This window comes from Dokdonella aquatica, from assembly GCF_051987395.1.
In the GTDB taxonomy this organism is placed as follows: domain Bacteria; phylum Pseudomonadota; class Gammaproteobacteria; order Xanthomonadales; family Rhodanobacteraceae; genus Dokdonella.
In genome coordinates this window covers 3,381,820-3,403,935 of sequence record NZ_CP197094.1, presented here as the reverse complement: position 1 = coordinate 3,403,935, position 22,116 = coordinate 3,381,820, and the positions used below count along the sequence as shown (strand labels likewise).

Sequence of the window (22,116 nt, the reverse complement as noted above, 5' to 3'; positions counted from 1 at the left end):
CATGCGCGCGGTTAAGCTACCGCCATGCCTTCCACCGTCTACGCCTTCGGCGAATTCCTGCTCGATCCGCTGACCCGCGAACTTCGCCGCGGCGAGGTCGTCGAGAGCCTTCCCGTCAGCACGGTCGACTGCCTGATCCATCTCGTCCGGCACCGCGACCGCTCGGTCGGGCGCGACGAACTCGCCTCGGCCGTGTGGGGGCGCACCGACGTCAGCGAGGCCTCGATCACGCAGGCGATCATGCGCCTGCGCCGCGTCATCGGCGACGCCTCGTGCATCCGCACCACGCCACGCCTCGGTTACCGCTGGACCGTCGAGCCTACGCGCGAGCTCACATCCGACGCGGCAAGAGAATCCGTCGAGCCTGCCCCCGCGCCGGCTGGCACGGCGACCACGCCAGTCTCCCCGCCGCGCCGTCCATTGCGCAAAGGCTTCGCAGTCGCCGCGACCATGGTCGTCGCGATCATGGCAGCGGGCGCGTGGTGGTTCTCGGGCCGCGAACCCGATCGACTTTCACCCTCCACGCCGCTCGACGCCACGACCACACCGCTCGCCGCGATGGTCCTGCCCGCCGACGTCGTCTCGTCCGGCGACTGGGCCTGGCTGCGCTTCGGCGCGATGGACCTGATCGCGAACCAGTTGCGCGACAGCGGACTGACGACGACGCCGAGCGAGACCACGGTGGGCCTCGTCAACGCGAAGCGCATCGACGCCGACACGCTCGAGGTGGACCCGTCGGTCACCAACGTGGCGACCTTGCGGATCAAGCCCGCGATCGCGCAGGTCGGGACGTCGTGGAACGTGCGGCTCTCCGCCTACGGGCCGTCCGGCATGAAACGTGTCGTCGAGGCGCAGGATCGCGACGCGCTCGTCGCGGCGCGGCGTGCGGCCGATACCTTGCTGGTCGGCCTCGGCCATACGCCCGCGGTCCGACCCGGCGCACCCGACGGTGTCGAGGAACTCGCCCAGCGCATCGCCGCGGCCGGACTCGCCGGCCAGCTCGACGTGGCCCGCGCGATCGCCGCGCAGGCCACGCCCGAACAGCTCGCGCGCCCCGAGATCGCGCTGAGCCTCGCGTATGTCGACTTCTACAAGGGCGACTACCACGCCAGCCGCGCGCGCTGCGAAGCACTGCTCGAGTCCATTCCGCCGGACCGCGATCCGCGCATGCGTGCGCACGTGATCACCCAGATCGGCGTGGTCGCGTTCCGCGAACAGAAGTACGACGAGGCCGGCGCCGCGTTCGACAAGGCGCTCGACCTGCTCAAGCTCGTCAACGATCCCAAGGCCAAGGCGGCGGCCTGGACCGGCCGCGGCGGCGTCGACGTGATGCAAGGCCGCATCGACGCCGCCACCGCCGCGATGGGCCAGGCCCGGCTGCTGCACGAGTCCGCCAACGACGCGTTCGGCGTGGCGCGCGCCGATCTCAACCTCGGCGCGATCGCGATGGTGCGCGGCCAGCCTCTGGTCGCCGTCCCGCAGTTCGAACAGGCCGCCGAGCGCTTCGAGGTGCTCGCCGTGCCCGAAGCGCGCGATTCGGCGCTGCGCTCACTGATCGAGGCCTACACGATGCTGGTCGAGCACGACAAGGCGCTCGCCGCCGCCGAGCGGCTCGGACGCGAGGATGCCCAGGCACCCAACGCGCGCGAACGCTGGTGGAACGTGCTGAGCCGCGCCGTCGCCCTCGAGGGCGTGGGTCGCCTCGACGAGGCCACGGCCCTGCTGCGGCGCATCGCGGAGGACAGCGATGCCGTCGAGGACGCTGCGGTGCGCAGCGAGGCCGAGGCCACGCTGGCCGGGATCGCGCTCGCGCGCGGCGACTGGGCCGATGCCGCACGCCGCGCGCAGGCCGCGCTGACTCCGGCGCTGGAGACGGCCAACGAGCAGGATTACTTCGGCGCGTGGGCCATGCGCGTGCGTGCGATCCAGGCCGCCGGCGACGCCCCGGCTGCCGCGGCGGAATCGGCCCGTCTCGACGCGTGGCTCACACGCTCGCCCAACGACCGGCGCGCGCTGCTCAAGGTCCTGCTCGACGCGCGCCAGGCGCGGCTCGAAGGGCGCGCCGACGTCGCCCTCGACGGCTTCGCCGACGCGCTGGCCCGGGCCGAGCGCTCGGCCATCCCCGAGGACATCCTCGCCGTGGCCACGCCGTACGTGGCGGCGCTCGTGGAGGCCGGCAGGATCGAGGACGCCTCCGCGCTGGCCGGCCGGGTCGCGCCCTGGGCGGACCGCGACCTGCGCAGCGCGCTCATCGCCGCACGCACCCACGAGGCGATGCGCCAATCGGAAGCCGCCGGCCGATCCCTGCAGCGCGCGCGCGAGCTCGCCGGGGAACGCCCGATCGCGACCGCGACGCGCTGACGCCGCGCACCGCGGCAGGGCCGTCGATGGCGTGCGCATGACATCGAAGTGGCCGATCCGCCGCGTCTGCGCGCCGATTGCGTCGCTTTTGCGTCCGTTTTCACTCCCTTTGAAGGAACAGCGGCCGACCTTCGGCGATCGTGCCCGACGCCGCCCTGCGCGGACCGCGCATCGTGGACGGTGGCGGTCATCGCGTCCGCGCTCCACATCGTGGACGCGACGCATCCGGGAAGGACTGACGCTCCACTGACCACCGCATCGGTACCACGCCCTGCCCGTCGCCACCGCGCGGGACTCGAGGTCCAAGCCGCTTCCATCCCCCGGATTGCGAGGGTGCGAGGCGGATGGGCACGCGCAGGGCGTCGGTCCGCTCCACATCCTCGAGGAATATCCCCGCATGAACGGTTCTGCTTCCAACCCGGCTGCGCATCGCTTGCGCTCGTTCGGGTTCATGGCCGCCCTGGCCGTGCTCGCCTGCGCGGCACCGCTGCACGCCGCGTCGCCGACCCCGCCCACGCTGACCCGATCCTCCGCGCCCGCCGACCTGCGCGCGGCCGTGCGCCAGACACTCGGCGACGACGGCTGGGTGCAGACCCAGCAGGTCACCGAGACCGATCCGGGCTTCGATCCCGAGTTCGGCGTCTCGGTGGTCGTGCACGGCACGACCGCGATGATCGGCGCGCAGCAGGCGAAGATCGGCGACCACGACGCCCAGGGCGCCGTGTACGTGTTCGAGAAGACGAACGGCGTCTGGACGCGCACCCAGAAGCTCGTCGCCGACGACGGCGATACCTTCGGCCTGTTCGGCGACGCGATCGCGTTCGAGGGCGACACGGCCCTGATCGGTGCCTACGGCACGGTGGTCAACGACAACTATTCCCAGGGTGCGGTCTACGCGTTCAAGCGCATCGACGGCGTGTGGACGCAGACGCAGAAGCTCGCCGATCCCGACGGCCGCATGTTCGACAACTTCGGCTATTCGATCGCGCTGCAGGGCACGACCGCGATCATCGGTGCCGACGGCGCCGAGATCGGCACGAACGGCTTCCAGGGCGCGGCCTACGTCTACGAGATGAGCGGCGGCACGTGGACGCAGGGCCAGAAGATCGTCGCAGGCGACGGCGGCCCCGGCGACATCTTCGGGTACTCGGTCGTCCTTGACGGTGATCGTGCGCTGATCGGCGCCTACGCCGACGAGGCCTACCAGGGCTCCGTCTACGTGTTCGCTCGCAGCGGTGGCACCTGGTCGCAGACCCAGAAGCTGGTCGCCTCCGACGCCGCGCCGAACGCGTACTTCGGCTACGCGACCGCCCTCTCGGGTTCGACCTTCATCGTCGGCGCCTGGGGCGCCGAACCCGGCGGGAACGACATGCAGGGCGCGGTCTACGTGTTCGCCGAATCGAAAGGCAGCTGGACCCAGGTGCAGAAGGTCGTCGCCAGCGACGGCGCGCCGCACGACAAGTTCGGCCATTCGGTCGCGCTGCAGGGCACGACCGCGCTGATCGGCGCCGACGGCTGGCACAACGCCAGTGCGCAGGGTGCGGTCTACGCGTTCGACGGTTCGACCGGCAGCTTCGTCGAGACGCAGCGCTTCGTGGCCAGCGACAGCACCAACGGTTTCCAGTTCGGACTCCCGGTGACGTTCGACGGCGACACGGCACTGGTCGGCTCGTGGCTGTGGCGGTCGCCCGACGCACGCATGCCCGGCTCCGCCTACTTCTTCGAGCTCGGCGGCACGCCGCCGCAGGCCTACACGATCGGCGGCACCGTGAGCGGCCTCGCCGGCAGCGGCCTCGTGCTGCAGCAGAACGGTGGCGACACACTGCCGATCGCCGCGGACGGCACGTTCACGTTCGCGACGCCGATCCTCGACGGATCCCACTACGCGGTGACCGTGTCGGCGCTGCCGTCCAACCCGTCGCAGACCTGCTCCGTAAGCAACGGCAACGGCATGGTCGCCGGCGCCGACATCGTGAACGTGGCGGTGACGTGCACGTTCGAGATCGTCGACCGCCTGTTCGCACACGGCTTCGAAGGCTCCGCCGTGCTCGCCCAGACCAGTGACGCGACGCCGGTCGCGCAGAACTCCGTGGCCTGCGGCAACAGCAACGGCACCACGGCCGCGAACCAGTACTGGCGCCGCTACGCGTTCGGCGAACACGGCGTGACGACTGCGGCCGAGGTGACCCGCGTCGAGGTGTCGGTCGAACAGACCACCGGTGCGCCCGCGATGACCGTCTCGCTTTACACGATCCCGCATGCGGTGACCGCCGACACGATCGACATCGGCCAGCTCAACCTGATCGGCCAGACCGTGATGGCCGCACCTGCCGATGCCCTGCTCGCCTCGGTCGAGGTGCCCGTGCACGGCGTGGTCGCCGATACGGTCGGCCACGACCTCGTCGTGAAGGTCTCGACCGAAGACGGCAACACGAACGGCACGACGTTCTACATCGGCTCGACCACCTCGCCGCAGACGCATCCGAGCTTCATCAGCGCGACCTCGTGCAGCATCCCGCTGCCGACGCCGACCGCCAACGTCGGCTACCCCGACATGCACGTGATCCAGGGCGTGCACGTGCGTTACTGAGGACAGGTGTCCGAGTCCGGTCGCGCCGCCCAAGGGTGGCGCGACCTCCTCGCCCGCATCCGGGCAAACGCCAAAGCCGGACTCACGTCCGGTCGGGTGCAACGATCGTTCGCATCGCAACTTTGTCGCGGGATCACGCACGCGATGCCTGCCGTCGGCTACACTCCCCCCAAGGGATCGATGGGGATCGACCATGGCGAAGGGATACGCGCGCGGCCTGCGGCCTGGCCGCTTCCGTGTGGTCGACCTCGGCACGCAGCCCTCGAGGCGCGACGCTGCCCGGTGCCGGACGCCTTGCGCGACGACGCGCGACGCCATCGCGATCCTTTCGCCCTCCGTCACCGTGGACGTCGCATCGACCTCCTCGATCCACCGCGTGACCGTTCGCCATGCACGCATGGCCGGGAACGCCACCCCATGCCGGGCCGAGCTCGCGACGTGCATCGCGACCGCCGAGGCCATGGCATCCCTATCTGCCCGTGCCCGGCCTGCGTCGCGCCGAGGTGACAGGAATGCTCGCCGTTCGTCGCTTCTGCCAAGGCAGGCCGGCCCAGTCTAGTTCCGCATCGTCCGTGGCCGGCACCCGTCGGCGGCCGCGACGCCTGGTTTGATTCGCTCAGGGGATGTCATCGTGAAGAACATGCTTCCGCGCACGGCACGCGCCGTGGCGACGTGGGTCATCGGGTGCCTCGCACTCGCGGGGTCGGTCGCCGCACAGGCCCAGAGCACGTGCGCAGGATTCATTCCCCCGTCGATCGCGACGCCTGCGCAACTCGTCACGGCCGTGCAGCAGGCGCAAAGCGCCAACTGTCCCGGCGCTGATACGATCGACCTCGGCGGGAACACGATCACGTTCACGAGCGCGAGTTTCACGGACACGGGCGAAAGCCTCGCCCTGCCCGTGATCACGACGGCAGTCACGATCCGCAACGGCACGATCACGCGATCGAGCGCCACGGGCTTCCGCTTCCTGGCCGTCACCTCGGGTGGCAACCTCGTGCTGAACAACCTCACGCTTTCGAACGGCGGCGGCGCGGGGATCAGTGACGGAGGCGCCGTCCGGGTCGCGAGCGCGGCACTGACCGTCGTCAACTCGAGGTTTCTCGACAACACGGCACCGGCCTACGGCGGCGGCGCCATCCTGGCGACCGGAAACTCGGTCGTGGCAGTCGCCGACTCGCTGTTCCAGCGCAACCAGGCGGGCGGCCATGGCGGCGCGATCAATACCCAGCTCTCGGGGGGAGCGCTGAGCATCGACCGTTCGCATTTCCTCGGCAACGTGGCCGGCGGTTTCGGCGGCGCCGTTTCGAAAGATGTCACCGCTCCGTTGACCGTTCGCGACAGCCTGTTCGCCGGCAATGCCGCACCATCGGGCAGTGCGATCTACGTCAACAACGATGCCGACAACCTGACCGTCATCAACACCACGATCGCGGGTGGACGAGGCGTGGCGATCGCCGCTGCGCCTTCCGTCGTGACCTCTGCGATCCGCAACAGCATCGTCTGGGGCAACCAGGGCGGGAGTCTGGTAGGCACGTTCGCGACCGTCACGCACACGGCAGCGGAAGGCTTCGCCGGCGCCACGATCAACACCGGCTACACGGCCGAGGACTTCTTCGTGAATCCGCTGGTGAACCCCACGGCGGCCAACACGGGCCTCAACTACAACCCGGCCTTGTACGACTGGTCGCTGCGCCCGTTCTCGCCGGCCATCGACGCAGGCGACAGCTTCTACGCCTTGCCGCTGGACCTCGCCGGCGCGACGCGTCGCGTCGACGATCCGAACGTCACGGACGCAGGCGCCGGTGCGTCGCCGAGGATCGACATGGGCGCCTACGAGCGCCAGACGTCGAGCTGCAGCAGCTTCGCGTTCCCGTACACGCTTGGCGGCGCGACCAACGGCGTGCGACGTCTCAACCTGCGCGATGCCGTGCGCTGCGCGAACCTCAACGGAAGCCCGGACGACGACATCCAGCTCGGCGGCCAAACCGTGACCTTCGCCACGCCGTTCGCGACGCTTACGGCGCTTCCGCCGATCACGTCGTCGATGCGGATCGCCAACGGAGCCCTTGCGCGTGACACCGCGGCCGGCACGCCGGCGTTCCGCCTCGTCGACATCACGAGCGGCGGCGACCTGAGCCTGGACGGCGTGACGCTGTCGGGCGGCAGCGTCCCCACGACCTCGGGCGGCGCCATCCGGAATGCCGGCTCGTTGAACGCGACGCGTTCCGTCCTGCGCGAGAACACCGCCAACCAGGGCGGCGCACTGCATGTCACCGTCGGCGGAAGCGCATCGCTCAGCCGAAGCACGCTCTCCGGCAACCTGACCCAGGCCAACGGCAGTGCCGTGTTCAACCAGGGCAGCCTCACGCTGCACAACAGCACCGTGGCGACCAACCAGGCTATGGGTAGCGGCGCCGTGTTCGCCGCCGCCGGCGACACGACCCTCATCAACACGACGATCGCGACCAACAGCGCCAGCAGCGGCGCGGCGGGGCTCGTGGCCCAGTCCACGACCCTGCTCGCCAACACGATCGTCGCCAACAACGCACCGACCGACTGCTCGCGAACCGCCGCCCCGCTGACCTTCAGCAGTGGCACGACCAACCTCATCGGGAACGACCACCCGTCGCAGCCCTGCGGCATCGCGTGGACGAACTACCTGACGGGCGATCCCGGCCTCGGCGCACTGACGGGTTCGCCGCCCTACTTCCCGATCGCGTCCGCATCGAGTCTGGCCGCCAACACGGGCGACAACGCGAGCGTGGGCGGTGCGACGGTCGACCAGCCCGGCAATGCACGCATCCAGCAGGGTACGGTCGACCTCGGCAGCGTCGAGTCGCCGTTCGCTTCGCCCGTCGTGACCTTGCAGTTCGCCGCGCCCACCAGCAGTGCAGCCGAAGCCGCCGGCATCGGCAACGTGCTGCGCGTGACCACCAGCGACGGCCAGCCGACGCGCCTGCCGACGCGCGCGACCGTATCGGTCACGAGCGGCACGGCGACCGCGGCCGACTACAACCTGACCGGCACGATCACGGTACCCGTCGGAACCGCCGACGGCGCCCTCGTGTCGATCGCGAGCGGCATCACGGTCACCAACGACGCGATCGTCGAAGCGAACGAGACCCTGGGCCTCACGCTGTCGGCACCGCAGGGCGCCGTGATCGGCGCGCAGGCGACCACGATCCACACGATCCTCAACGACGACACCGCCACGATCACCGTCGGTGACGTGAGCATGTCCGAGGGCAACACCGGCACGAGCCTGATGACGTTCACGGTGACGGTCGATCAGGCCGTCCAGGGTGGCTTCTCGCTGGACTACACGACGACCGACCTCTTCGCGACGGTCGCCGACGGCGACTACCTGCCCGCGAGCGGGACGCTGATCTTCTCGGGCACGGCAGGCGAATCCCTCACGATCAACGTGACGATCAACGGCGACACCAAGGTCGAGTCGAACGAGACGTTCCGCGTCTTGTTCCCGAGCGCACTGGGCACGGTGGCGCCCGGCTCGCTGATCATCACCGACACCGCCACCGGCACGATCCTCAACGACGACAACGCGGCGATCACGATCGCCGACGTGAGCGTGGCCGAGGGCAATGCGGGCACCACGGCCATGACGTTCACGGCGACGCTCGACAACGCCGTGCAGGGCGGCTTCACCGTGAACGTCGCGACCGCCAACGGCACGGCGACCACAGCCGACAACGACTATGTCGCGGCGACCGGCACGCTGTCCTTCACCGGAGCGGCCGGACAGACGCGCACGTTCACGGTCACGATCAACGGCGACACCAAGGTCGAGGCCGACGAGACCTTCACGGTCTCGATGAACACGGTCTCGAACCCCGGCGTGACGATCACCGACACGGCCATCGGCACGATCCTCAACGACGACGCCACGGCGGTGACGATCGCCGACGTGATACAGACCGAAGGCGGCAGCTTCATCTTCACGGCGACGCTCGGAAACGCCACGGGCGGCGCCTTCAGCGTCGACTGGACGCTCTCGCCCGGCACGACCGATGCAGCCGACTACGTCGGCGGCGTGCTGCCGACCGGCGGCACGCTCACCTTCACGGGGCTCGCCGGCCAGACGCGCACGTTCGTGGTGCCCGTGTTCGACGACGCGGTCGTCGAAGGCACCGAGACGTTCACGGTCGCGATGACCAACTTCACGAGCGCCGGCGGTTTCACCGTGACCACGAGCGACACGGCGACCGGTACGATCCTCGACAACGATACCGCCGCCGTGACGATCGCCAACGCGTCGATGGCCGAGGGCGACTCGGGCACGTCGCCCATGACGTTCACCGCGACGCTCGACCGCGCCGTGCAGGGCGGTTTCACCGTCAATTTCGCGACCGCCAACGGCAGCGCGACCACCGCCGACAACGACTACGTCGCCACGACCGGCACGCTCACGTTCACCGGCACCGCGGGCGAGACGCAGACGTTCAACGTGACGATCAACGGCGACACCGTGGTCGAGCCGGACGAGACCTTCACGGTGTCGATGAACACGGTGTCGAACAGCGGCGTCACGATCACCGACACGGCCATCGGCACGATCCTCAACGACGATGTGACGACGCTGACGATCGGCGACGCGAGCCTCGTCGAAGGCGATACCGGCGAGACGTCGATGATCTTCACGGTCACGCTCGCGGACACACTGCCGGGCGGCACGACGGTCGGCTTCTCGACGGCCGACGGCACCGCCACGGTCGCCGACGGCGACTACATCACCGCGGCAGGCACGCTGACCTTCGCGGGCACCGCAGGCGAGACGCAGACGCTCGCGGTCAGGATCAACGGCGACACCAGGGTCGAACAAGACGAGACCTTCACGGTCACGCTCGGCAGCGTGTCGAATCCGAATGCCACACCCGGCGGCGCGGCGACCGGCACGATCCTCAACGACGACAGCGCCGCGGTCACGATCGCCGACGTGAACCTCGCCGAAGGCGATACGGGCACTTCGGTCATGACGTTCACGGCCACGCTCGATGCCGCCGTGCAAGGCGGCTTCACGGTCGCGTACGCGACCGCCGACGGCACCGCGACGACGACCGACAACGACTATGTCGCCGCATCGGGCACGCTCACGTTCGCGGGCAACGCAGGCGAGACACAGACGATCGCGGTCACGATCAACGGCGACCAGCGCCACGAGGCCGACGAGACGTTCACGCTCGCGATGAGCAGCTCGTCGAACGCCTCCGTGGACGTGAGCGACATCGCGACCGGCACGATCCTCAACGACGACGCGGCACCGGCCATCCTCGTCACGCCGACCGGCGGCCTCGTCACGACCGAAGCCGGTGGCACGGCCACGTTCACCGTCGTGCTCGCAAGCGCGCCGACCGCCGACGTCACGATCGGCCTGTCGAGCAACGATACGACCGAAGGCACCGTCGCACCGGCCTCGCTCGTGTTCACGCCCGCGAACTGGAACACCGCACAGACTGCCACCGTGACCGGCGTGGACGACCTCGTCGTCGACGGCGACATCGCCTACACGATCGTCACCGCCCCCGCGACGAGCGCCGATGCGACCTACCACGGGATCGATCCGGCCGACGTCGGCGTCACCAACGAGGACGACGACAATGCCGGCGTGACCGTGACGCCGACGTCGCTCGACGTCACCGAAGGCGGTGCCGGTGCGAGCTACACGGTCGTGCTCACGAGTGCGCCGACGTCGCCCGTCACGATCACCGCGACGGCCGATGCGCAGGTCACCGCAACACCGGCCTCGCTGGTGTTCACGTCGGCGAACTGGAATGTCGCGCAGACCGTCGCGGTCGACGCCGTCGACGACACGCTGCCCGAAGGCCCCCACACCGGCGCGATCACGCACGCGGCGAGCGGCGGCGGCTACGACACGATCTCGATCGCGAGCGTGGATGTCCACATCACCGACAACGACGGCGGCATCGTGGTGACGCCAACCAGCGGCCTCGTCACGACCGAAGCCGGCGGCACGGTCACGTTCATGGTCGTGCTCGCGAGCGCACCGACGGCCGACGTCACGATCGGCCTGTCGAGCAGCGACACGACCGAAGGCACGGTCTCGCCGACCTCGCTCGTGTTCACGGCGACGAACTGGAACACCGCGCAGACCGTCACCGTGACCGGTGTCGACGACGACATGGTCGACGGCGACATCGCCTACACGATCGTGACCGCGCCCGCGACGAGCAGCGATCCGGCCTACCAGGGCGTCGACGCGGACGACGTCGCCGTGACCAACGAGGACGACGACCAGGCCAGCCTGCGCATCGACGACGCCTCGATCGTCGAGGGCGACACCAGCACGACCGCGCTCGTGTTCACGGTCACGCTCGACGGAGCGGTCGAGGGTGGCGTCGACGTCGCCTATGCGACCGCCGACGGCAGCGCGACCGCGCCGGCCGATTACACGGCGACGTCGGGCACGCTCACGTTCGCCGGCACCGACGGCGAAACGCAGACGATCAGCGTGCCGATCCTCGGCGACACCCTCGTCGAAGGGGACGAGACGTTCACGCTCACACTGTCGGCGCCGCAGCCGGCCACCGTCACGCTCGCGCGCGCCGAGGCGACCGGCACGATCCTCGACGACGATGCGTCCGCCCTGCTCGTGGCGGCCAAGCGCATCGTGCAGGTCGGCACGCCGCTGCAGCCCGTGCGTTACGAGATCGTGCTGCACAACGCGGGCTCGGGCCCGCAGGTCGATGCACCGGGCAGCGACGAACTCGTTGACGTGCTGCCGGCCGAACTCGCGCTGTCCAGCGCGAGCGCCTCGGGCGGTGTCGTCGACCTCGCCGGCAACACCGTGCGCTGGAACGGCGCACTCGCCGCGGGCGCGTCGGTGACGATTCTCATCGAGGCCGACGTCGTCGCGACCGTGCCCGGCCCGATCAGCAACCAGGCCGTCGTGCACTACGACAGCGACGGCGACGGCCTCAACGATGCGTCGGGTGTCTCGAACGATCCCGACAACGGCCCCGGCCCGACCACGTTCGTCTACGTCCTAGGCGGCCCGCCGCCGGTCGCCGTGCCGACGCTCGACCTGTGGTCGCTGCTCGGTATGGCGTTGCTGATGGGCGGCCTCGGTGCGTGGCGTCGCAAGCGGCAGGTGATCTGACGGGGAACGGCCTCAAGGCATGGATGCCCCGTCGTCGCAGGCCCTCCGCGGCCTCGGCGCACCACGATGCTCGGTCATGCGGATCGGACATGCCGTCGGCACGCGCGCCACCCGCGCGCGTCGCCGGATCTGCGCCGACGCATCGGCATTGCGGAATGCCGCGCCATCCTGCGTAACAAGAGGCTCCCCCTGGAGCCCGCCATGACACGCATCCGCTTCGTGCTCGCCAGCCTCGCGCTGTCGGTCGCCACCACCGTCGCCCATGCCGAGATCCTAATCGGTGGGTATGGCAGCACGAATTCGACCGCGCTCGTGCGGGGATTCGCGGATACGGCAAACGGCAACGTCGCGCCCCTCGGCACGCTCGGCGGACCGACGTCGACGCTGGTCGGCGGCATAGCGATCGTCCACGAACCGATCGAGGGCGTGCTCTATGTCGCCGACTTCTGGGGACAGGCCATCCGTGTCTATCCCGAGTCCGCGAGCGGCGACGCGGCGCCGCTGCGCGTGCTCTCGCCGCCGATCCTCGGCCAGGTTCGCACGCTGGCCGTCGACACCGCGCACGGCGAGCTGCTGACCATCAGCAGCGGATGCTGCCCGGCTGCGTTCGAACTCACGGCATCGGGGACGTCGGCAGCACGGCTGCGCTCGTTGTCCTGGGGCGGTGGATCCGGCAGCGTCACCGAGCTCAACTACCCGTACGCGATGGCCTATCTCGCGGCCACCGACGAGATCGCGCTCGTCGATACCGACCCCGCGGCGCCGTATGCGCCGAAGCTGCTCGTGTTCAACCGCACCGACAGCGGCAACACCGCGCCGAAGCGCATCGTGAAGGGAGCGCAGACGCGCTTCGGCAGCTGGCTGGGTGGACTCGCGCACGACGCGGCGCGCGGCGAGCTCGTCATCGCGACGATCGCCCCTGCTCCCGACAGCGGAAACGCGGTACGCATCCTGTTCTTCGACGACCAGGCCACGGGCGACGCCGCACCGCTGCGCGAGATCTCCGGACCTGCCACGCAGCTCACGCTGGATGCGAGCACCGCACCCAGCGGCGTCAACCTCACGCCGGACGGTCGCCTCGTCGTCGCGATCAGCAACAACCAAAGCGCAGTCGGCGCCCGGCTTGTGGTGTTCGACGCGACGGCCAGCGGGAACGCCGCGCCGCTGCAGGTCATCGGCGGTCCGCAGACCGGCCTCGTGGGCAGCATCGGCGCGCCGTCATGGCGTCCAGGCGACGTGATCCTGCGCCACGGCTTCGAGTGACGCCGTGCCGCGAGGGCCGCGGCATGCGGACGCTCCGGCATCCACATGAACCGGCCGCGGCGGAGACGCGCTGCGCTAGACTTCGCGGCCCCTCGTCGCTGCCTTCGGTGCCGCCATCAACACGGCCGAACACACCCCGCTCATGCGCCAGTTCTTCGCCGCGAAGGCGGAGCATCCGGACGTGCTGCTGTTCTTCCGCATGGGCGATTTCTACGAGCTGTTCTACGACGACGCGCGCAAGGCGGCGCGACTGCTCGATATCACGCTGACCCAGCGCGGCAACTCGGCCGGCGCGCCGATCCCGATGGCCGGCGTGCCCTACCACGCGGCCGAAGGCTACCTCGCGCGCCTCGTGAAGCTCGGCGAGTCGGTGGCGATCTGCGAGCAGATCGGTGACCCGGCACTCGCGAAAGGCCTCGTCGAGCGCAAGGTCGTGCGCATCGTCACGCCCGGCACGGTCACCGACGAGGCGCTGCTCGAGGAACGCCGCGACAACCTGCTGCTCGCGATCAGCGCGGGCCGCACCGGCTACGGCCTGGCCTGGGTCGACCTCACGGCGGGGCGTTTCCTGCTCTGCGAGGTCGCGACGGCCGAGGCACTCGCGGCCGAGCTCGCACGCCTGCAACCGGTCGAGACGCTGGTCGGCGAGGATGTGGCGTGGCCGAATGTCGTGACCTCGCTGCCAGGCCTGCGCAAGCGCGCGCCCTGGCATTTCGACGGCGAGACCGGTCGTCGCGAGTTGTGCCGGTTCTTCGGCACGCGTGACCTGTCCGGCTTCGGCGCCGACGGCCTCGCACTCGCGATCGGCGCGGCCGGTGCGCTGCTCGGCTACGTCGAGGACACGCAGAAGGCCGCCCTGCCCCATCTGACCGGACTCGCGGCGGAGAGTGCGGCCGAGACGATCGCGCTCGACGCCGCGACGCGCCGCAATCTCGAACTCGACTGGCACGCCTCGGGCAACCGCGACGTGACCCTTCTCGGCGTACTCGATGCGAGCGTGACGCCGATGGGCGCGCGCCTGCTGCACCGCTGGCTCAACCGCCCGCTGCGCGACCGCACGGTGCTCAGGCGCCGCTACCACGCGATCGGCGCGCTGCTCGGCGACGCCGGCGAGCGCCTGCGCGACGAGCTGCGCGGCATCGGCGACCTCGAGCGCATCCTCGCGCGCGTCGCGCTGCGTTCGGCGCGCCCGCGTGACCTGTCCACGCTGCGCGACGGCCTCGCGCGCACGCCGGCGCTGCGCGAGCGCCTCGCCGGTGCGGACAGCCCGCTCGTCGACGCGCTGCTCGACCATCTCGGCGAGCACGCCGACACGGCTGCACATCTGGCCCGCGCGATCGTCGACCTGCCGCCGGCGCTGCAGCGCGACGGTGGCGTGATCCGCGAAGGCTTCGACGCCGAGCTCGACGAGCTGCGCCAGCTGTCGACGAACGCCGACCGGTTCCTGATCGACCTCGAGGAGCGCGAGAAGGCCGCGACCGGCATCGCCACGCTCAAGGTCGGCTACAACCGCGTGCACGGCTACTACATCGAGATCAGCAAGGGCCAGGCCGACAAGGCGCCGACACATTACACGCGCCGCCAGACGATCAAGGGCGCCGAGCGCTACATCACCGAGGAGCTCAAGGGCTTCGAGGACAAGGTGCTGTCGGCACGCGAACGCTCGCTGATGCGCGAGCGTGCGCTGTACGAGGAACTGCTCGATCTGCTCGGCGAGCGCCTCGGCGCGCTCAAGTCGGCCGCCGCGGCGATCGCCGAACTCGACGTGCTCGCCGCGCTGGCCGACCGCGCGCACGCGCTGGACTGGTCGGAGCCCGAGCTCGTCGACGCGGCCTGCATCCGCATCGAGCGCGGGCGCCATCCGGTCGTCGAACAGGTGCGCGACGACCCGTTCGAGCCGAACGACCTCGACCTCTCCGACGCGCGCCGCATGCTCGTCGTGACCGGCCCGAACATGGGCGGCAAGTCGACCTACATGCGCCAGAACGCGCTGATCGTGCTGCTCGCGCACGTCGGCAGCTACGTGCCCGCGTCACGCGCGACGATCGGCACGATCGACCGCATCTTCACGCGAATCGGCGCGGGTGACGACCTCTCGCGCGGGCAGTCGACCTTCATGGTCGAGATGAGCGAGACGGCCAACATCCTGCACAACGCGACCGCGCACAGCCTCGTGCTCATGGACGAGATCGGCCGCGGTACCAGCACCTACGACGGCCTCGCCCTCGCGCAGGCCTGCGCGACCCACCTCGCCGCAACGAACCGCGCGTTCACGCTGTTCGCGACGCACTACTTCGAGCTCACGCGCCTGCCCGAGCAGTACGACGCGATCGCCAACGTGCACCTCGACGCGGTCGAGTACGGCGACCAGCTCGTCTTCATGCACGCAGTCAAGGACGGCCCGGCCAACCGCAGCTTCGGCCTGCAGGTCGCCGCGCTCGCTGGCCTGCCCAAACCCGTGATCGCCGAGGCACGCCGCGTGCTGCTCGCGCTCGAATCGGGTGCGCACGAGGTTCCGGCGGCATCCGCGGCGGCGACGCAGGCGGTCGCGTCGACACCGCAGCTCGGCCTGTTCGCGCCGCCGATGCCGTCGCCGGTCGAGGAAGCGCTGCGCGCCGTCGACGGCGACGAGCTGAGCCCACGCGCCGCGCTCGACCTCGTCTACCGCCTCAAGAAGATGCTCTGAGCGCAGCGTGGCGATGACCGACCTCGCCACCGCGCTGCACGCCGGCGATGCCCGCGACGGTGCGCGCACGGCTCTCGCACGCCTCGACGGCATCGACCTGCTGCGTGGGCTGTCGATCCTGCTCGTCGTCGTGCACCACCTCGCGCTGCGCATCCCGCTCCGCGACGGCTGGCTCGAAACCTGGCTGCCGCGGCGTTTCCTGGGCTCGCTCATGTACAACGGCTACGAAGGCGTGTTCGTGTTCTTCGTGGTCTCGGGCTTCCTGATCACGAGCCACGCGCTCGCACGCTGGGGCGCACTCGACCGCATCGACCTGCGCGCGTTCTACGCGATGCGTGCGGCACGCATCCTGCCCTCGCTCGTGCTCGTCGTCGGCGTGCTCGCCCTGCTGCACGTGCTTGGCGTGCCGCACTACGTGATCGACACGGAGCGCCAGTCGCTCGCGCGCGCCGTGCTCGCGGTCGCCGGGCTGCACCTCAACTGGTACGAAGGCGTGACCGGCTACCTGCCGGGCGGCTGGGACGTGCTGTGGTCGCTGTCGATCGAGGAGGCGTTCTACCTCGGCTTCCCGCTCGCCTGCCTGCTGCTGCGCAGCCGCGCCGTGCTCGTCGTCGCACTGGCCGTGTTCGCGCTGTCGCTGCCGGCCACGCGCGCCGCACTCGCCGGCAACGACATCTGGCAGGAGAAAGCCTATCTGCCCGGCATGGCCGCGATCGCCGCCGGCGTGCTCGCCGCGATCGCCTGCGACCGCTGGTACGCCGCACCGCGCGTACTCGTGCTGCTGCTCGGCGCGCTCGGCAGCGTCGGCATCGCCGCGGTGATGCTGTTCGGCTACGTGCTGTGGCCGTGGGTCGGCAACGGCTACGTGCTCGCGCTGACGCTGTCGACCGCGCTGCTCGTCGTCGCACTGCAGTGGGAAGCCCGCATCGCGCCGCCCGCGATGCCGCGCGGCCTGCGCTGGCTGTCCGCGATGGGCCGCCGCAGCTACGAGATCTACCTGACCCACATGTTCGTCGTGTTCTCCGTGGTCACGCTGTGGCAGGCCTTCGGTGCCGACAAGCACCTCGGCTTCCTGTGGCATGTCCCGACCGTGCTCGCGGCATGGGGACTCGGCGCGCTGCTCGCGCGGGTGTGGTCGGATCCGATGAACGTGTGGCTGCGTCGGAGGTGGGTGAAGGCTTCGGGCGTTTCGAAAGTGCGCTCCGGATGAGCAGGCGGTTCACGAGAAGCGCAACCCCCGCTTTCCTCTGCGGCGCTTGAGTGGATGACCAGCGCTTTGCGCTGTTGTGAAGCGCCTCCGGCTTGACCAGCCATTCGGCTGTCGAGCGCCGCCGGAATGACGTGGGATGGTGTTGTCGAGTCGACGGCGCGCCGAAGTGATGACGCACGTCCCTCACGACGCAGCACATATGAGAAACAACGTCATCCCGGCGGAAGCCGGGATCCCCTTGAGCGCTGCGACTTGAAGTGCGCTCCGGATGAGCAGGCGCCTCTCGAAGATGCACGACGCCCGCCTCCCCTCTGCAACGCTTGAATGGATGACCAGCGCTATGCGCTGTTGTGAAGCGCCTCCGGCTTTCGCAGGAATGACGAGACACAGAATCGGACGCGATCGAGTGGATGACCCGCGCCTCATACTGTCGCGAAGCGCCTCCGGCTTAACCAGCCATTCGGCTGTCGAGAGCCGCCGGAATGACGTGGTGTGGGGAGAGTCGAGGCGACGGTGCGCCAAGGCGAAAGCGCATGTCCCCGAGACAACATCACCCCCCCGGCATCACCGGCAGTTCCGCGCAGCGTGCGCGCAGGAAATCGCGCAGGCGTCGTACGCGCGGGTTGACGAGGCGGCGGTCGGCGCAGACGAGGTTGAGCGGTGCGTGTTCGCCGATCCAGTCGGGGCACAGCACGACGAGGCGGCCTTCGGCGACATCGTGGGCGACGTCGGGCCATGACTTGTAGGCGATGCCGTGGCCGGCCAGCGCCCAACGACGCACGAGGTCGCCGTCCTCGCTGACGCGGTCGCCGCGGACCTGCATCGCGACGGCGTCGCCGGCCGGCGACTGGAATGTCCAGCGCTGGTGGATGCCGTCGCGCACGACGAAGCGCAGGCAGTCGTGGGTCGCGAGCGCCTCGGGCGTCGCGGGTGATCCGCGACGTGCGAGGTAGGCCGGCGAGGCGCACAGCACGCGCCGACAGTTCGCGAGCAGCGGCACCGCGACGAGTTGCGAATCGGGCGGCGTGCCGTAGCGGATCGCGAGATCGAACGGCTGGCGGTAGACGTCGGCCATGCGGTCGGAGACGTCCATGCGCAGCTGCAGGCGCGGATGCTCGGCGAGGAACGCATCGAGCCAGCCGGCGAGCAGGTTGCGGCCGAGATCCGACGGTGCCGACAGCGTGAGGCGTCCGCGCAGTTCGGCGCCGTCGCCGCGCAGCACGTCCTCGGCCTCGTCCATGACGCGCAAGGCCTCGCGGCAGGCGCGCAGGAAGCGCTCGCCTTCCGAGGTCGCGCGCAGGTTGCGCGTCGAGCGCGCGACGAGCTGCACGCCGAGTTCGGCCTCGAGGCGCTTGAGCGCGACGCTGGCCGACGCCGGCGTAAGCTCGAGTGCGCGCGCAGCCGCCGAGAGGCTGCCGAGTTCGACCGCGCGCACGAACACGAGCAGATCGGCGAATGCCTTCATCTTCGCAATTCTTTTGAAATTGATTCGCTTTATGAAGGGTTTCCGGACCCGCCGCAATCGTCGAGTCTCGGGTTTCCCCCTGCGTGCGGCGCCACGCCGCGCGCGATCCGCCTCAAGGAGTCCGCCCATGACGACCCGTCGCCAGTTCCTCGCCACGAGCCTCACCGCGTCCGCCCTCGGCCTCACCGTCGGCCGCTCGCTGTTCGACGACGCCTGGGCCGCCACCTCGCCGGACAAGCTGCTGACACGGCCGATTCCGTCGACGGGCGAGCAGATCCCGGTCATCGGCGCCGGTACCTCGGGCAGCTTCGAGGCGACCAAGGGCAGCGAGAAGTACGAGGAGCTCAAGAAGGTCCTCAAGGTGTTCTTCGACGGCGGCGGCAGCGTGTTCGACACCTCGCCGAACTACTCGGGCGCCGACACCGTGCTCGGCGACCTGCTCAAGGAAGGCGGCTGGCGCGACAAGACCTTCCTCGCCACCAAGATCGCGGCCGACTCGCGCGCCGACGCCGAGGCGCAGTGGGCGACCTCGCTCGAGCGCCTGCACACCGACAAGGTCGAGCTGCTGCAGGTCCACAACCTGCGCCAGTGGAAGATCCAGCTGCCGTACGCGCGCGAGCTCAAGGCACAGGGCAAGACGCGCTACATCGGCGTCACCCACTACATCGACAGCGGCCTGCCCGAGCTCGAGGCGATCATGCGCGCCGAAAAGCTCGACTTCATCCAGATCCACTACTCGGCCAACTCGTCGAACGCCGCGAAGACCATCCTGCCGCTCGCGCGCGACACCGGCGTCGCGGTGCTGGTCAACCGCGTGTTCGACGACGGCAAGCTGTTCGCAAGGGTCAAGGACGTGCCGCTGCCCGCATGGGCCGGCGAGGTCGGCGTGACCTCGTGGTCGCAGATGTTCCTCAAGTTCGCGATCAGCCACCCGGCCGTCACCGCGGTGATTCCGGCGACGAGCCGACCCGACCGCCAGGCCGACCAGCTCAAGGCCGGCACGGGACCGCTGCTCGACGACAAGCAGCAGAAGGAACTGACCACGCTGCTGGGCTGATCACGCGATGACCACGACGTCCCCGTTCGCCCGCCTCGTCACGCGCCTGTTCGGCACGGACACGAACGAGGCCCCCGCCGTCGGCGCGGGCCTGCTGCTGTTCTTCCTCGTCTTCACGGGCTATTTCATGCTGCGGCCCGTGCGCGAGACGATGGGCGTCGCGGGAGGCGTCGACAACCTGCAATGGCTGTTCACGGGCACGTTCGTGGCGACCCTCGCAGCGTTGCCGCTGTTCGGCTGGCTCGCCTCGAAGGTCGCGCGGCGCACGATCCTCGCGTGGACGTTCGGCTTCTTCGCGATGAACATGCTCGTGTTCGCGGCGTGCTTCGCGATCAAGCCGGACGACCTCGCGATCGCGCGCACGTTCTACATCTGGATCTCCGTGTTCAACATGCTGACGATCTCGCTGGCATGGAGCACGCTCGCCGACGTGTTCGCGCCGGGCCAGGCCAAGCGCCTTTTCGCGCTCATGGCCGGCGGCGCGAGCGCGGGCGGCCTGGTCGGACCGATCCTCGGCACCGCGCTCGTCGCACCGCTCGGGCATGCAGGCCTCATGGTGCTGTCGGCGGCGACCCTCGTCGGTGCGATCGGTGCAGCGGCCTACATGCACCGCTGGCGCGATCGCCAGGGTGCCGTCTCTGCACACGATGCCGACCGTGCGCGTCCGCTCGGCGGCAATCCGTTCGCCGGTGCGACGGCCGTGTTCAAGTCGCCCTACCTGCTCGGCATCGGCGCGTTCGTGCTGCTGCTCGCGACCGCGAACACGTTCCTGTACTTCGAGCAGGCGCGCCTCGTCGCCGAGAACTTCCCCGACAAGACGAAGCAGACCCAGGTGTTCGGCCTCATCGACACCGTGGTGCAGACGCTCGCGATCCTGACCCAGGTGTTTTTCACGGGACGCATCGCGCAGCGCCTCGGCGTCGGCGTGCTGCTCGTCGCGGTGCCGCTGGTCATCGCGGCGGGCTTCCTGTGGCTCGCGTTCGCGCCCGTGTTCGCGGTGTTCGTCGTCGTCATGGTCGTACGCCGCGCAGGCGAGTACGCGCTCGTGCGCCCGGGCCGCGAGATGCTCTACACCGTCGTCTCCGCCGAACAGAAGTACAAGGCGAAGAACTTTATCGACACCGTGGTCTACCGCGGCGGCGACGCGGTCAGCGGCTGGGCCAAGCGCGGCCTCGACCTGCTCGCCGACCATCCCGCACTCGCGATGGTCATCGGCTCGGTGCTCGCACTCGTATGGGCGGTCACGGGCGGCTGGCTCGGGCGGGCGCAGAAGCGGCGGGAGGCGGAGATCACGGGGGCGGGGTGAGGGGTGGATCGGGTTGCGCATCGCCGTTCCATGCGCCGTGCGCTTGTGTTCAACGGAGTGGCGTCCGAGAACGAGGCGTCACGTGACGACGACCTCTCCTGCACGTCGTCCCGGCGGAAGCCCACGGCTGTCCGGGGGACGTTCGAAGCGTGGGCCGGAAAGCGTCGCCGCGCCAGGCTTCCATCGACGAATGCCGAGATGCCGACTCGTTTCGCGGCAACACGGCATCGCGCACGTTCTTCCCTTCTCCCTCCGGGAGAAGGTGGCCCGCAGGGCCGGATGAGGGTCCGGAATCGTGACGATGATCAGACGTAGTCTCGATCCCGCACCCTCTCCCCAACCCCTCTCCCGGAGGGCGAGGGGCTCAAGCGCAACGCGACGCCGGAAGGACACGTCGAGCCTGTTCGGTCGCGCGACACCGAACGACGGGAAACACCAAGCGAGAGCCCGGCTGACGGCGCGACGTAGTGCGCGGATTTTCCCCGGACAGCCGTGGGCTTTCGCCGGGATGACGTGGTCAAGTATTCGGCACGGCGGAGCACATCGAGGCCAATCACGAACATCGTGAAGAGTCCCCTCAGCAGATTCCGCCTTCAACTTCTTCGGCAACACGCAGCACCCGAAGACGCGAACAACGTCCGCGCACGGACCTCGACCTACTCGAGTCCTTCCTTCAACTCCCTGATCTGCCGCCGTGCGTGCTTGTCGGGGCGGCCTTGCGGATGCGCGAGGCCGGCGCCGGTGAGGCGGCGCATCTCGCGGTCGCGTTCGCGCGTGGCGCGGCTCTCGGGCGTTTCCTCGTAGAGCGCCTGCGCGACGGGTGCAGGGCCGCGCATCGACGACAGCGCGACGACCGTGACCTCGAGGCGTTCGTCGCCGCGGCGGATGCGCAGGCGATGGCCTTCGTGAACGGTCTTGGCGGGTTTCGCGGGTTCGCCGTCGACGTCGATCTTGCCGCCTTCGATCGCCTGCTTGGCGAGGCTGCGCGTCTTGAAGAAGCGTGCGGCCCACAGCCAGATGTCGAGGCGCACGCCGTTCGC

10 protein-coding genes are annotated in these 22,116 nt (G+C 69.7%); 8 read left to right on the top strand and 2 right to left on the bottom strand.

Translation table 11 applies throughout. The annotated features are described in order from the left end of the window. The first annotated feature begins 24 nt into the window (after positions 1–24). The 6 genes from ACQQ2N_RS15190 (at position 25) to ACQQ2N_RS15165 (ending at position 17,248) form a co-directional block, all read left to right on the top strand. Positions 25–2,361, top strand: coding sequence for a winged helix-turn-helix domain-containing protein (locus ACQQ2N_RS15190; protein WP_440222419.1), 2,337 nt, complete (start codon positions 25–27; stop codon positions 2,359–2,361). A gap of 397 nt (positions 2,362–2,758) precedes the next feature. Beyond that, complete coding sequence (locus ACQQ2N_RS15185; protein WP_440222418.1) at positions 2,759–4,951, top strand: hypothetical protein; 2,193 nt, start codon at positions 2,759–2,761, stop codon at positions 4,949–4,951. A gap of 640 nt (positions 4,952–5,591) precedes the next feature. After that, entirely contained in the window at positions 5,592–12,089 is a 6,498-nt protein-coding gene (locus ACQQ2N_RS15180) for an IPTL-CTERM sorting domain-containing protein (RefSeq protein WP_440225776.1), read from the top strand. Positions 12,090–12,290: 201 nt separating this feature from the next. Continuing rightward, the gene (locus ACQQ2N_RS15175; protein WP_440222417.1) at positions 12,291–13,352 is read left to right on the top strand and encodes a hypothetical protein; all 1,062 of its coding nucleotides are present in this window, start codon (positions 12,291–12,293) and stop codon (positions 13,350–13,352) included. A gap of 142 nt (positions 13,353–13,494) precedes the next feature. Further along, complete coding sequence (gene mutS, locus ACQQ2N_RS15170) at positions 13,495–16,038, top strand: DNA mismatch repair protein MutS (RefSeq protein WP_440222416.1); 2,544 nt, start codon at positions 13,495–13,497, stop codon at positions 16,036–16,038. A gap of 13 nt (positions 16,039–16,051) precedes the next feature. Further along, positions 16,052–17,248, top strand: coding sequence for an acyltransferase family protein (locus ACQQ2N_RS15165; RefSeq protein ID WP_440222415.1), 1,197 nt, complete (start codon positions 16,052–16,054; stop codon positions 17,246–17,248). A gap of 550 nt (positions 17,249–17,798) precedes the next feature. Here the strand turns inward: ACQQ2N_RS15165 and ACQQ2N_RS15160 are convergent. Further along, positions 17,799–18,713, bottom strand: coding sequence for a LysR family transcriptional regulator (locus ACQQ2N_RS15160; protein WP_440222414.1), 915 nt, complete (start codon positions 18,711–18,713; stop codon positions 17,799–17,801). 127 nt (positions 18,714–18,840) lie between these two features. Between ACQQ2N_RS15160 and ACQQ2N_RS15155 the strand changes: the two genes are divergently transcribed. Together ACQQ2N_RS15155 and ACQQ2N_RS15150 are read left to right on the top strand one after the other, a co-directional pair. Beyond that, positions 18,841–19,770 (top strand): aldo/keto reductase, encoded by a 930-nt coding sequence (locus tag ACQQ2N_RS15155; RefSeq protein ID WP_440222413.1) that lies wholly within the window; start codon positions 18,841–18,843, stop codon positions 19,768–19,770. A 7-nt stretch (positions 19,771–19,777) separates the two neighbouring features. Beyond that, the gene (locus ACQQ2N_RS15150) at positions 19,778–21,076 is read left to right on the top strand and encodes an NTP/NDP exchange transporter (RefSeq protein ID WP_440222412.1); all 1,299 of its coding nucleotides are present in this window, start codon (positions 19,778–19,780) and stop codon (positions 21,074–21,076) included. Positions 21,077–21,732: 656 nt separating this feature from the next. Here the strand turns inward: ACQQ2N_RS15150 and ACQQ2N_RS15145 are convergent. Further along, positions 21,733–22,107, bottom strand: coding sequence for an RNA-binding S4 domain-containing protein (locus ACQQ2N_RS15145; RefSeq protein ID WP_440222411.1), 375 nt, complete (start codon positions 22,105–22,107; stop codon positions 21,733–21,735). Positions 22,108–22,116 lie beyond the last annotated feature (9 nt).

Bases quoted from the DNA above. Each gene is read 5' to 3' on its own strand.
- ACQQ2N_RS15160 (WP_440222414.1), bottom strand. From the start codon at position 18,713: ATGAAGGCATTCGCCGATCTGCTCGTGTTCGTGCGCGCGGTCGAACTC.
- mutS (WP_440222416.1), top strand. From the start codon at position 13,495: ATGCGCCAGTTCTTCGCCGCGAAGGCGGAGCATCCGGACGTGCTGCTG.
- ACQQ2N_RS15165 (WP_440222415.1), top strand. From the start codon at position 16,052: ATGACCGACCTCGCCACCGCGCTGCACGCCGGCGATGCCCGCGACGGT.
- ACQQ2N_RS15150 (WP_440222412.1), top strand. From the start codon at position 19,778: ATGACCACGACGTCCCCGTTCGCCCGCCTCGTCACGCGCCTGTTCGGC.
- ACQQ2N_RS15190 (WP_440222419.1), top strand. From the start codon at position 25: ATGCCTTCCACCGTCTACGCCTTCGGCGAATTCCTGCTCGATCCGCTG.
- ACQQ2N_RS15155 (WP_440222413.1), top strand. From the start codon at position 18,841: ATGACGACCCGTCGCCAGTTCCTCGCCACGAGCCTCACCGCGTCCGCC.
- ACQQ2N_RS15180 (WP_440225776.1), top strand. From the start codon at position 5,592: ATGCTTCCGCGCACGGCACGCGCCGTGGCGACGTGGGTCATCGGGTGC.
- ACQQ2N_RS15175 (WP_440222417.1), top strand. From the start codon at position 12,291: ATGACACGCATCCGCTTCGTGCTCGCCAGCCTCGCGCTGTCGGTCGCC.
- ACQQ2N_RS15185 (WP_440222418.1), top strand. From the start codon at position 2,759: ATGAACGGTTCTGCTTCCAACCCGGCTGCGCATCGCTTGCGCTCGTTC.